This window comes from Mastigocladopsis repens PCC 10914, from assembly GCF_000315565.1.
In the GTDB taxonomy this organism is placed as follows: domain Bacteria; phylum Cyanobacteriota; class Cyanobacteriia; order Cyanobacteriales; family Nostocaceae; genus Mastigocladopsis; species Mastigocladopsis repens.
Genome location: NZ_JH992901.1, coordinates 867,093 through 880,361 on the forward strand (window position 1 = coordinate 867,093; position 13,269 = coordinate 880,361).

At 42.7% G+C, this 13,269-nt stretch carries 6 protein-coding genes; 3 read left to right on the forward strand and 3 right to left on the reverse strand.

Features of this window, described 5'->3' with window-relative positions:
• Nucleotides 1-545 precede the first annotated feature (545 nt).
• Genes MAS10914_RS32005 through MAS10914_RS0106160 form a run of 3 tightly spaced genes read left to right on the forward strand, consistent with a single transcriptional unit; the run spans nt 546 to nt 9,005 of the window.
• Nucleotides 546-4,094, forward strand: coding sequence for a two-partner secretion domain-containing protein (locus tag MAS10914_RS32005; RefSeq protein ID WP_017315032.1), 3,549 nt, complete (start codon nt 546-548; stop codon nt 4,092-4,094).
• Complete coding sequence (locus tag MAS10914_RS29690) at nt 4,087-6,156, forward strand: ShlB/FhaC/HecB family hemolysin secretion/activation protein (RefSeq protein ID WP_017315033.1); 2,070 nt, start codon at nt 4,087-4,089, stop codon at nt 6,154-6,156. Before MAS10914_RS32005 ends, MAS10914_RS29690 begins: the two co-directional genes overlap by 8 nt.
• Nucleotides 6,141-9,005, forward strand: coding sequence for a CHAT domain-containing protein (locus MAS10914_RS0106160; protein ID WP_017315034.1), 2,865 nt, complete (start codon nt 6,141-6,143; stop codon nt 9,003-9,005). Before MAS10914_RS29690 ends, MAS10914_RS0106160 begins: the two co-directional genes overlap by 16 nt.
• Nucleotides 9,006-9,033: 28 nt before the next feature.
• Here MAS10914_RS0106160 and MAS10914_RS0106165 read toward each other — a convergent pair whose 3' ends face one another.
• The 3 genes from MAS10914_RS0106165 to MAS10914_RS0106180 all read right to left on the reverse strand — a co-directional run bounded on the left by MAS10914_RS0106165 (nt 9,034) and on the right by MAS10914_RS0106180 (nt 13,185).
• Nucleotides 9,034-9,990, reverse strand: a complete 957-nt coding sequence (locus tag MAS10914_RS0106165) for a DUF928 domain-containing protein (protein ID WP_017315035.1) — start codon at nt 9,988-9,990, stop codon at nt 9,034-9,036.
• Between the two features lie 27 nt (nt 9,991-10,017).
• Entirely contained in the window at nt 10,018-11,901 is a 1,884-nt protein-coding gene (locus MAS10914_RS0106170) for a CHASE2 domain-containing protein (protein WP_017315036.1), read from the reverse strand.
• Nucleotides 11,902-12,102: 201 nt separating this feature from the next.
• Nucleotides 12,103-13,185 carry a TIR domain-containing protein gene (locus MAS10914_RS0106180; RefSeq protein ID WP_017315038.1) on the reverse strand — a complete coding sequence of 361 codons (1,083 nt, stop codon included), beginning with the start codon at nt 13,183-13,185 and terminating at the stop codon, nt 12,103-12,105.
• Between the last annotated feature and the right edge of the window lie 84 nt (nt 13,186-13,269).

Below are 13,269 nucleotides of genomic sequence, written 5' to 3' on the forward strand. Positions count from 1 at the left end.
AATGCTGCCTGCATCTAGTGGAATCCTTAGCTCATTAGATTTGCGCCCTCATGATTTCGGCGAGGTGATGTGATGGTGATTGAAATCACAAGTAAATTAAGCCAAGCAGAATAATCCCTCTGGGTTACAAGAAAAGCTAAAGGCTGGAATCCATCGCCAACTTTTGCACAGACGCTGTAAGACTTACGTATCGTACAGATGCACTATACCAATTTCTGAGTAAGTGCATAAGCTAATTTTTTTTTAACTAATAACAAATGTATAGATTCTATCCTTCGAGTTGTGGCATCCGATGGTATATTTCTCATGGCGCTACTTTTTAAAGGCATATTTTTACCTATACCTTAAGAGGTAAATTTGGTCAGAAAAAAGTAGATTTTCTAGCTCATAAAAGTCTCTAAAATCACTCAAAAAATAGAGAAATTCCGCATATTTAGAAGCTATTTCAGGATTTTATGCGGTGATCTGGTAGAAACATTTTGTCCGGAAAGATACAAAACAAAACCTGATGAAACTCCCGTTAAGTGTTGGAGAATTCAAATGTCATGACAACATACATTAGAAATGGGAAGTGGTGGCAGATTGGGATTGTGCTTGCAGCAACTACCGGAGCATTCTTTGACTGCAATAGTGCAGTTGCACAAATTGTTCCTGATAGCACCCTCAATACTGAAGTTACGCGTGACGTTGATATTAAGGGTTTGCAGAGCGATCGCATTGATGGAGGTACAACTCGCGGTGCAAACCTCTTCCATAGTTTTCAGGAATTCAACGTGCGGGAAGGGCGAGGAGCGTATTTCAGCAATCCGGCTGGGGTTGAGAACATTTTCAGCCGCGTGACAGGCAACAATTCCTCAAATATTTCTGGGACACTCGGCGTGTTGGGTAGTGCAAATCTGTTCTTGCTCAACCCCAACGGGATTATTTTTGGTCCCAACGCCAAGTTAGATGTTGGGGGATCGTTTCTTGCTAGTACGGCGAACAGTTTGGATTTTGGGGATGGGCAAAAGTTTAGCGCCACCAATCCCAACGCTGCACCATTGCTCACAGTGAAAGTTCCTTTCGGAGTGCAATTTAACCAAGCACAGCCAAGCCCCATTGTCAATTCAGCAAACTTATCAGTAGGGACAGGGCAAAACCTAACGCTGCTGGGAGGTACGGTTGTGAGTACTGGGCAATTGTCAGCACCAGGAGGACAGGTTGCAGTTGCAGCAGTACCTGGTGAGAGTGTGGTGAATTTGAATTCATCAGGACAATTGCTCAATATTGAGACTTCATCATCAGGTGCGAGTGGAACATCGTCTCTGTGGGAGTTACTCACAAGTGTTGATGAAAAGTCGTATTCCGGGTTGACGGTGAAGAGTGACGGACAAGTCGAGTTGACGGGATCAGGCTTGTCTGTGGTAGATGGCGATGTAGTGGCGAAGAATGTTTCCGCCCAGACTGCAACACTCACAGCGAATCATAATTTGACGCTGGTGGAGAGTCAGGTCAACACGACTGGTGATTTGAATTTGCTGGCGGGGGATACGGTGCGAGTGCGGGATAGCGTGGCGAATCCCTTTGTGGCTCAAGCCGGGGATAATTTGACCATTCAAGGGAATAAAGGCATCGATATTTTAGCTTTGAACCATTCACAGACACCGTTTGTGAGTGGTGGAAACCTAAGTTTGATTAGCGATGGAAATATTTCTGGGGATGCTCACTTTTCCAGTGGTGGCAATTTTTCGATTCTCAATTTATCTGGGAGTGGTGGTAATTTTGTGAGTCTGTATGACCCGATTATCATAAGCGACGGGGATGTCACCATTGGTAATTATACAGGGGCGTCCCTCAAGATAGAGGCAGTAGGGAATATTACAACTGGTGCAATTACAATCAACAGCCCAGATACTTCTGCTGCAATTGACGTTAACGATCCAGACTATCAAACCTTGACAAGTGGTAGAGCTTTGATTTTGCGAGCAGGCAACGATACTCTTTCTGGCAGTGTACAAGAACCTGACCCTCTCGATGGCGCATCAAGTGTTAATTACTCCTCCTCACCTTCTTCAGCAGGAAATTTGACTATTAATGGAGATATTATCTCTGACTTTGGTGGTCCATTAACCGTCATACTAGAGGCAAACGGTAGCATAGGTTCTATCTCAACAAGAGACATTAACAGTACAGTATTTTTTGGCCAAGGAGGAAATATTTCTATTACTGCTAATGGTGATATAAATACTGGCAGTTTGACTTCTTTTATAGATAGCAACGGTCAGGGAAATGCTGGATATATTCAAGTCACCAGTAATACGGGCAATATCACAATTGGAGGGAGGATAAACTCCGAGTCTAGCAATGGTGTAGCTGGAAATGTAACTCTCACTGCTGATCGCGATATTCGCACTGGCGATATAACTGCTTCTAGTAATAGTAGTAGTGGTAATTCAAGGAATTTCAGCACAATCACACTTAACTCATCAACAGGATCAGTATTTTTAGATGGAGTTACATTAAGTACTACTAACACTGGCTCTGATTATGCAGGCGATATCTTCATTAATGGCAGGGATATTCAGATTATTAACAACAGTAATATTGAAAGCGAAGGTGCGGGTGGGCGTGTCTTTATAGGAATTAATCGTGATCTTACTACGGTATCTGCCGACAACGTCACTATTAGGAATAGCTCTGTAAATGTTCTTAGAAATGTGAACAGTGAATTGGATCCTGCGCCGATTGGTATTAAGATAAACTCTAATGGAAACATTCAAATTGAAACTTCTAGTCTGACTGCGGACACTAACTCACAAGAGCCTCCTGGCTCTATATCTTTGATAGCTGAAGGCTCAATTGACATCAAAAATGGTAGCACAATCAGCATTAGAGTACTGCAAGATACAAAAGAAACGCAACAAAAGATTGATTTCACTCCTACTATCACTATCAAAGGTAGTTCTGTTAATATTACAGACTCTACAGAATCTAACAGTTCAACTCAAATCAGTGCGACTACCAATAGTAGTTTAGGAAGCGCTGGGGATGTAATTGTAAATGCCCGTTCTGTACGTGTGAGTGGCAATGGTAAAAGTCAAAGATTTCCAACAGGCATATTTGCTCAAGCACAGAATGGAGGTACAGTTGCTGGCAACATAACCATCAGGACAAATGATCTGAGGATTGAGAATGGAGCCCAAGTGTCTGTCAGGAGCCCAAATGGACAGGCAGGTGACATTATAATTTTTGCAAATAATATTCGTCTGAATAATGGGCAAATCCTTGCTACAACAGGACAACTAAGCGACACCCCAACTGAGGGAGCGAATATTATTTTAAGAGGAAATAATGAGGATGGTAAACAACTACAGAATGACATTAATGAATTAGCTTCACAATTAAATAAGGGTGAGCTAAGGGGCGAAAATGTGCCTGGCTCTCGTCTTAATTATCTGATTTTAGAAAATGACAGCTTGATACAGGCAAATGCTAATAACAGTGCGAATGGTGGCAACATTGTCATAAAAACTAGACTGCTGCTTGCAGCTCCACCAACTGGTAGCAGAGGTAATGACATTTCTGCGAACGCCAATAGTACAGGTAATGGTGGTTTAATCGTAATCAACTCTAGACCTTTAGGCATCTATAATATCGAGTTCCGAAACATCAGTTCTGATGAAGCAGAACGTAATAAGTTCAATGATATCACTGCCTCTTCACCGACAGGTTCAGATGGCATTGTGTCAATCGCTCAACCCGACGTAGACCCCAAACGCGGGATCATTCAATTACCAGAAAACTTAGGTGACTCCTCAAAATTAATTGCTCAAAGTTGTCCAGTGGGTGTGTCGCAAGCTGCGAGTCGCTTTGTTATCACTGGACGCGGCGGTTTACCACCAAACCCAAGTTCTGCACTCAGCGGTGATGCTTTTGCAGGAAATGCATCCTCATCTCCAAATAACAGCTTTGAGCAAACCAATTCTACAGGTTCTACCCCTGTGGAAGCTCAAGGTGTGACCATCGGACCTAGAGGTGAAATTATTCTCACCGCGAACCCATCCAAACTCAGTTCCTATAACTCTTGGCAAAGATTCACAGGTTGCAATGAATAAACAGGTTGCAATGAATAATAAGTGTTTGCTCAGATCTTGCACCCAGCCTTGGCGATTAGAAAAAGCGCAAAGCGCACGCTACGCGAACGCGGCTATACAAGCGAAGTCCGCCTACGCGGACTCTCGGAAAACTAGGAATTTGAAACCCGCGCAGGCGAGTTTTGTCTGTGTAGCCGCGACTTCCAGTCGCCTGGTACTAACCATCGCAACACTAGTACTCAGCCTACCTATACCAATCAGCGCTTACGCTGTGGAAGTTGCTCAAGTCCCTGGAACAAATGTTCCGAATCTACCGCCTCCCCGCGATGTCGTACCGCCACCATCTCCACCTCCTCAACCACAGGAAGTCCCTGCACCATCACGTTCTCCACAAGATTTGCTCCCTACCCAACCGCCTCAGCAACCACAACAAGAATTCCCTGCGGTGGTTCCTGACAAATTTTTTGTAACCAAGTTTGAATTTATCGGGGGTACACAAGGTAAGGGGAGTACAGTCTTCAAGGACGAAGAACTCCTGCGAGCAATAGAAGTGTTTCTGTATACTTCCGATAGTTCTGAACAATTAGATGAAAAGTCTAAATGTGATCTCGTAAATAAATTAGAGAAACAGCCTCCACCTCGCAAGCTGCCTAGAACTGAGAATGACCCTCCAGTTGAACTCACGTTTGCTCAACTGTTGGAGGCACGTTCGGCAATTACGCAGCTTTATATCTGTAAAGAATACATCACTTCTGGGGCGTTGATTCCAGAACAAACCCTGTCGCCAGGCGGTGGTGTCGTCAAGATTCAAATTGTCGAAGGTACCTTAGAAGACTTCAAAATCACAGGAACTCGGCGATTGAAGCAAAGCTATATTCGTCGTCGATTAGCAGAGGCTAGGAAAACACCTCTCAAGCGCGATCGCCTCCTCCAAGCACTACAACTGTTGTTGCAACAGAATCCCCGTATCGATAGCTTATCAGCAGAGTTGGCTGCTGGTACACGCTTTGGGACGAACGTGCTGGAAGTGAAGGTGGACGAAAGCCGAACTTTTCATGGTCAAATCATCCTTGATAATAGCCGATCGCCCAGTGTCGGTAGTTTTCAGCGCAGTGTTCGACTGTGGCAAGACAACGTGCTAGGAATTGGTGATACTGTCAACCTGTTCTATGCCAACACAGACGGTAGCAATGAAGTGGATGTGAGCTACACCATACCATTGACGCCGCAAAACACAACCTTGACTTTCAGCTACGGTCACACCTCCAACGATATTATTGAGGAACCTTTTAACGAACTGGATATTATCTCGGAGTCCAATAGATACCTAATCACCCTACGTCATCCAATTATTCAAACTCCGACGCAAGAATTCGCTGTAGGAGTCACAGGTTCACATCAAAAAACGCAAACTTTTCTGGGATATCAAGATATTGGAGCCTATCCAATTTCACCAGGAGCAGATAGCGAAGGACGCACTCGGATAACCGCAGTGCGTTTTTTTCAGGAATGGACTCAACGAGGCAATACTTCAGTTCTGGCACTCCGTTCTCAATTCAGTTTTGGCATTGGTGCATTAGGAGCCACAATTAACGATGTTGGTCCTGACAGCACCTTTTTTGCTTGGCGAGGACAAGCTCAATGGGTGCGTAGTTTCCCCTCAGATATGCTTTTCGTCCTCCGTGGTGACGTGCAAATGGCAGATCAAAGGCTCGTCTCCTTAGAGCAATTTGGAGTTGGTGGCATCGCTAGTGTCAGAGGATACCGTCAGGATCAAATTCTGACAGACAATGGAGCCTTTGGCTCTATAGAACTCCGCGTGCCAATTTTACGTATCCGTGAAGCCCGAAGTTTTTTATATTTCATACCCTTCGTGGATGTTGGTACTGGCTGGAACAACTTTGAAGGTGCAGACCCCGATCCTAGCTGGCTTGCATCTGTTGGTTTCGGCTTGCGATTTCAGATGAGCGATCGCCTTGATGCTCGCGTTGATTGGGGAATTCCCCTTATATCTGCTGATTCAAACGACAGAACTTTACAAGAAAACGGCTTATATTTTTCAGTTATATGGAACCCCTTCTAAAACGTTATTTTCCACAGATGCAAAAGGTGCATCAGCGCCTTGTGATCACACTCTTGTTAGCTGTTATCGGACTCATGTCAGCCTTTGGCATTCACTTATTTGCCAAAGAACAGGCGATCGCCAAAGAGCCAACTACACCTCAGTTAATTTGCTCAAGTACACCAACACTTAGCCCAGAACAGTTGAGTATACAGGGTCGGGCAAGTTACGATCAAGGACAATTCGCTACAGCTATAGATTGCTGGCAAAAAGCCTCTACTGCCTTCAGTCAGAGTGGAAATGAAACTGAAAGCATAAATAACCGAATTAATCAAGCGCAAGCCGAACAAGCGCTAGGATTGTTACCACGTGCTTGTAGTACGCTCATACGAATTTATGGTGAGGAAGACTGCACCACACTGCTACAAGATGAACAAAAGCGTAATCAGTTTCGTGAGAAGCTACAAGAAAAAGTCAATTCTCCTGCCAAGATCGTAGCCTTACGTAGCTTTGGCAACGTTCTGAGAGGACTTGGTGAACTCAATTTGTCTCATGAAGTCTTGCTCCTAACTTTGGACATGACTCAACCGCGAGAGCAAGCAGCAATTTGGCTTGATGTGGGTAATACCAGACGTGCTTTGAGCAACAAGGAACAGGACTTATACAACCGCTCTCAAGAGCGGGAAAATATTATCTGTGCAATTATAGATGCTTACGCAGCGACAGATGCCTATCGAAATGCATCAACGTTGGACTTACAATCTCCAATAAATATACAGGCGCAGCTCAACCAAGTGAGCTTCCTTTTGGATTTAAAAGATTGGCATAGTAAAATCAATCAACAGACGAAGGGAAAAAACGATGTCTTAGATCGGCTCTTTAGAAAGAGTAGCTTAGTTCTGCTTAATGAAGAAAAAAATTGCTGGAACCAGTTGACTAATCCTAAATTGGATCAGCCGAGGAATTTTCAATTCCAATTTACTGGTGAGATTCGTGATTGGTTTTATCAGCAACTGTCAAACAAAAATCCGCTGATTCAGTCACAACAAATTGAGAATCTGCAGCAGCAAATTGAGCAGTTACCACCAAGTCACACAGCACTTTATATTAGGATCAACTTTGCCCAAAGCTTGGCACGTCTTGATTTATCTAATCAATCTCAAAAAATAGCAGCGTTCTTCGATACCACAATCAAGCAAGCCCAAAAACAAAGCGATTTAAGAGCAGAATCTTACGCTCTCGGGTATCTGGGTAAGCTCTATGAAAAGACTCAGCAATGGGATTTGGCGAAAACAAAGACTCAGCGAGCTCTGCTGCTAGCTCAATCCATTCCCGCGCCCGAAATTATGTATCAGTGGCAGTGGCAACTAGGGCGGATTTACAAGCCTGAGTCTATCACAAGGGCACAGGCGAAAGCAAAGAGCATACAAAACAACTTGGAAGACTTAGGAGAAGCACGCAAAGCTTATAACGGAGCATTTGAAACCCTAGAATCTCTGCGTAGGGAGTTAGCAAGTGGTAGCTCTGATGCACAATTTTCCTTTTTAGAGGAAATCGACGGCATTTATCGAGAGTATGTTGATTTGCTTCTGTTGGATGAAGAGCCTACCATAGAACACCTGTCTCAAGCTCGCGAAGTTCTTGCCTCTCTGCAAGCGGTAGAACTCGAAAACTTTCTGCGTCAAGCCTGCCCAGAGTATAATGTAGAACAGATTGACGAAATTATTGATAAGCAAGCAAACACCCCTGATGATAAGGCGGCTTTTCTCTATCCAGTTCTCTTAGATGATAGAGTGGAAGCTATCGTTAAACTACCTACCAATCCAACACAGAAAGATCCGACAAAAGGGCTGAAACATTACAGAACGCGTATTGATCGGGCGACAGTCGAAGAAAAAATCAGAAAGTTGCAAGTAGACTTGGAAGAAGAGTATACGTTTGATGATGTTCGACACGAAGCAAGAGAGATGTATGGATGGCTGATTGAAGGTGCAGAAAAATACCTCAGCAAAGACATTGATACATTGGTGTTTGCCCTAGATACGACTTTGCGAAATATCCCATTAGCAGCACTGGTTTACGATGATACATCAGAATCGCCCCAGTATCTTGTTGATAAGTATGCGATCGCCCTCGCTCCCAGATTAGATATTCCAACTCCTCAAATTATCCAAAATCAAAAACTTAAAGTTTTGGCAGTTGGGCTAACTGAACCTGAATTAAAAGAACCTCAACAACAAACTGAAGCAGAATTAAAAGAACCTCAACAACTATTTTCTCCAAGACAATTTCCTAAGTTGCGTTATGTCAAAAGAGAATTAGACGCAATTAGAGAAGTAGGAAGTTTCAATGTTTCTGTTTCTCAACTTTTGGATAAAGAGTTTAAAGTCGAAGAATTCAAAGACAAGATTAATAGTTCTATTTTTGAAGTCCTGCACTTAGCAACACATGGAGAGTTCAGTTCGAGTCCAGAAAGAACATTTATCTTGGCTTCAGATGAACCGATTAAAGTCAATGAAGTTGACAACGTCTTCCGTAAGCAAGCACAAAATCAACCAGAACCTATCGAATTGCTGGTGCTGAGTGCGTGTGAAACTGCGGCTGGTGATCAACGCGCGACTTTAGGAATTTCTGGTGTTGCTGTCCGGGCGGGTGCTCGAAGTGCGATCGCTTCTTTATGGACACTGGATGATGAAATCAGCGTTGAGTTTACCAGAGAGTTGTACAAGCAGCTGACTAAGCTGACGAACCAAACAAGACAGACCAAAGCTAAAGCCTTGCAAGAAGCTCAAAAAGCACTCAAGGCTTCACACGGTCGAGAACATCCAAGATATTGGGCGCCCTACATTTTATTAGGGAACTGGCTGTGAGGTTTGTACCGACTGTTCAAAATTGTTGCTACTGTACCTCTCCTTTTAAAACAGGAGATAGCTCAACCATAGGAGCATTTGCAATCTCATAGCTCAGTTGCTCATCGCTCAACTTCAGAAACGATTTTAAAAGCGCCTCCCAATCTTCCTCAATTTCAGATTGTGGAGTTATTAGCGACTTCTCTGTGCTAGGAAACAAGATTTCGGTTTGAGCTTGTGTTGTCGCCAAGCGACTCTCTGCAAGACGCGTCACAGTATCGTACCAAATTCCTTGCTTGGCATAATACATATAATCTTTTGGCGCTAGAATTCGCAAACCAACTCTTTGAATCCAGCCTGTGACGCTAGGGTTACGAGATGGTTTTCTTTCATTACAAACAATTGAGAAATACCAGTTATATTGCTTGCCAATGACTAGAGGTTTCTCATTTCTTGGCAAAGTAAATTTAGCAAGACTGGGTTTTCCTGCAACAACCGTCTTATCAGGAAGCTGAAAAAATATTGGACCAGTAACAATATGCTTGTCCTCATCAAGGATGACAAATTTTGCATACTCAAGTTCTGATTCTTCATAGACATAGGGAATATAAAACCAGAAGCTTGGATAGGCTTCAGTTGTCTTGCTCCAGACAATTTCAGATGATACTGATTTTGCTAATTGTTCTACATCTCTATTTAAACGATTCGAGATTGTAGGTACAAGTGCAGAAAGCGGAAGTGCATCAATTCCAGGTTCGTTACTTTCGAGAGAAGCAAGCGTAGGACAGCGCCCCCGCCCTGCACCTCCTCGCACGCGCCCAACAGGCGCTCCCTTTGTCGTTCGCGGTGCAAACAGAGATTGTATTCCCTCTAAAACAACTTGAAATGGGTTTTTGTTTTGGGCTAAAACTGGTGACGGACAACTGATAAAAAAGATAAGCGCAAGAATAAAACTAACAATAGCTTTGAAAGACCAATTGATAGTAGATGACCAATTTTGAAACATAATCAGTAGTTTATGAAGTTAAGAGGACTACGATTTTTGAGGGTTAAACCCACGATACAAAACTACTCCTCCAGTACCAAGGAAAGTCAAAGCGGAAGGTACAAAAGGAACCCAATACTTAACAGGGGTAATGAAATAAATTAAGCTGGAACAGTACAAACTAATGAAGACAACTCCTCCAGATATAATTAAACCCTTGGTTGAAAGACGCAACCGAGGGATACTGGAAAAACGTAATAGAGCGATCGCTCCTCCAATCAGTGACCAAAATAAAATCCAAAGTATCTCATACCAAATAGGCAAAACTCTTAATAGAGGACGAGGATTCTTTGTGTCAACTGCACTTAAAATTTGGCTGACCATCTGCGCCTGTATAATAACCCCTGGTATTGGTGCGTGACCTTTTGATGAAAAGGGAGTGAACCAAGGAGCTTCGTAAGAATAATCACTCACTCCAATCAAAACAATTTTGTCTTTTAGAGAGTACTTTGTCAGGAAATCAGACTTGTTAACGTCATCAAGCGTAACTCTTTCTGCAACATATTGAGGAGAACAATCGTTTTTCTTCTTTTCTGAACATGAAACACGATAGTTTAGTAGTACCTGATACCCTTCTAAATCTGTCCAGAATGAATATCCACCTCGATGACGACCATCAAGCAAGTCAAATGTAGTATCACCTAAGCGCAAACGTATACTTCTATCTTTTATTTCTTCATACTGCTTGCCTAAATAATGTTGAGCTAACTCAAGGCTGAAGGCATTACTCACTGGCTCTTTAGATGACCAACAAGGGGAGCTTTTTGGTGTCTCAATGCTTAAAATTTGGCGACGCACAATTCCCTCACTATCTGATAGGAAATCACTAAATCCTAATCGCTTTGTAGGAATTTCAGGTGGTGGTGCAGTACCTTTATTGTTTTGACTGAGATCACCTATGTTACAAACGGCAATAATGCGAGATTCTGTTTTGAGAAGATTAGATAATTTCTTGTTTTCAGGTTGAGAGAATTCCTTTGTTTCTGTTGCAAAATCACGATAAATGTCTAGCCCAATAGTTTTAGGTTGATTTTGCGGATATTTTAGCAGTGTTTTGAGAAGAGTCAATAATGTTTTGTCTGTTAGGGAGCCTCGTTTTATTCCCTCCTGCTTATCAATATCTTCTTTAGTGACTTCAATAACTAATAAGCGATCGTCTTGCGATTCAGTTGGTTGAAATTGCATCATTTGGTCGAAAAACCAAAGTTCTGATGCCTGAAATATTCCGCATAAGCGCATGAATACGACCAAAGTAGTAAGCCCTGTGCTTATTCCTAAAAACTTTAGCAGGCTGAGCCAATGAAAAGACTGTAGCTTTAGCAGTAGTGGTAGCCATTGAGGTTTGGGAATGCTTGTTGTTACTGCATCAGAAGTTTCTTCTGGAACTTTTTCTAGTTGCCTAGGAATTAATTCTTCAACAACCTTTCGGATATCTTCTGCAACCTCTTTGAATGCGTCATCATGATTTGACCAACTCTTACTCGTAATAGCTTCACCATTTCTGGGGAGAGCTTGCAAACCATCTAACTGCTTAATTTTCCAATCAAAAGGGCGCAAGAGTACAGGAATAACACGAGCTTCCCCTTTGTTGTGCCTATCCATAGCCCGCGTTACATCACGCTGCCAGTGTTCCTCTGAATCAATAAAATCTGAACTTAGCAGCAAAAGAATCACATCGGCTGAATTCAGATGCTCTTCTATCTGTTTAGCACCTTCTGTTCCTGCATTAATCTCGCCATCGTGCCAAGCATTGATGACTCCCTCACGCTTTAAGCTACTCAAGTGTGCTGTAAATTGTTCCAACAGTTTCTTATCTTCTTGAGCATAGGAAATAAAAATTTCAATTGATGAACTTGATTGATTTGGTGCCACCTTAGTCACACCCCTTAGTATTTAAAGATTAGAAAATATATCTGACTTTTCCTGTTATCTTTATTTCGATAGTCCCTAATGAGACTAGCACTACAGAATTATTAGGTGTAACTCTATGGAACTTATGCAGTTTGCTTTCCTTGCTGGAAAGCCAAATGAGAATAATAATGTGTTTGATACCCTTGCCATTGAAAAAATTGATTAAGATGTTCGGACTAATTCCTCTACTACTCTCCTGATTCCTTTGGCAATGTCTGTAAATGCCTGATCTCGATTTGCCCAGTTTGTTACAGGTTCTGCATTTCTGGGTAACGCCTGTAGTTTCCCAAACGGGGCTTCGTGCCAATCGACCTCTCGCAGGATAATTGGTATCACACGAGCTTCTTTAGCTTCATGCCGTTTCATTGCTCGCTCTAACTCCACACTCCAGCAAAATTCTGAAGCTAGAAAATCGGAACTAATCAGTAGCAAAATAATCTGAGCCGAGTTCAACTGCTTCTCAATCTCGGTTTTCCACTCATCTCCTGCTGTAATATCGCGGTCATACCAGGCTTCAATCACCCCTTGTCGCTCCAGAAGTTTGAGATGCTTTGCTAATTCATTGCGTAAGTTTTCATCCTCATGGGCGTAGGAGAAAAAGACTTCAATCGCTCTATTCTCAGGATGAGGCATAGGTTCTGGCTTAGTTTCTACACAGGAATTCTTCTGAGTCGCAGTATCTGCGACTTCCGTCTTGTTGAGCAACACGGGTGTCAAGTGTTCCTCAATTCCCGCCATTTGGATAGCACTACAACCGAGTTCATAGGCAAATTCAAATGACTTTCCTGCTCCCAAAGCGTCATAAAACCCCACTGCAAATTCAATCGCAGCTTGATCGCCGATCGCCCGACTCATGCCAATAACATAATTGATATGTTGAGCGATCGCCTCTGCTTGTACCATTGAAAAACAACCATTGAGCACCACACACTCAATTTGATTGGCAAATAGTTTAAATAATCCAGCCAGTGCATCTCCACTAACGAATTTGGGCTTCCCACTTTCATCTTCAAAGACTAATCCTTCTTCTCCTGCACCATGTCCAGAAAAATGGACTATTTGTGGGTTATGGTTTATTAGTGCTCGGTAAATATCTCTTGTACGGACTGCTAACTGTTCTTCTAAACTAAACTCGTCACGCTGTTTGGCAAGTTGCAATCCTTCCTTAATATCTCGCAACTCCTCATTTAGGCGCAATGGTGAAGTGCCTTTTGGATTTGCGGCTAGAATCAGCACCTTTTTCATCGGAATACCGTTGTTTATCTAGCTATTATAGATGTATTAAGTATATCCGTAATCCAACTAGGATAGGCGATTTCTTTTGATACT

Bases quoted from the DNA above. Each gene is read 5' to 3' on its own strand.
- MAS10914_RS32005 (WP_017315032.1), top strand. From the start codon at position 546: ATGACAACATACATTAGAAATGGGAAGTGGTGGCAGATTGGGATTGTG.
- MAS10914_RS29690 (WP_017315033.1), top strand. From the start codon at position 4,087: ATGAATAAACAGGTTGCAATGAATAATAAGTGTTTGCTCAGATCTTGC.
- MAS10914_RS0106160 (WP_017315034.1), top strand. From the start codon at position 6,141: ATGGAACCCCTTCTAAAACGTTATTTTCCACAGATGCAAAAGGTGCAT.
- MAS10914_RS0106165 (WP_017315035.1), bottom strand. From the start codon at position 9,990: ATGTTTCAAAATTGGTCATCTACTATCAATTGGTCTTTCAAAGCTATT.
- MAS10914_RS0106180 (WP_017315038.1), bottom strand. From the start codon at position 13,185: ATGAAAAAGGTGCTGATTCTAGCCGCAAATCCAAAAGGCACTTCACCA.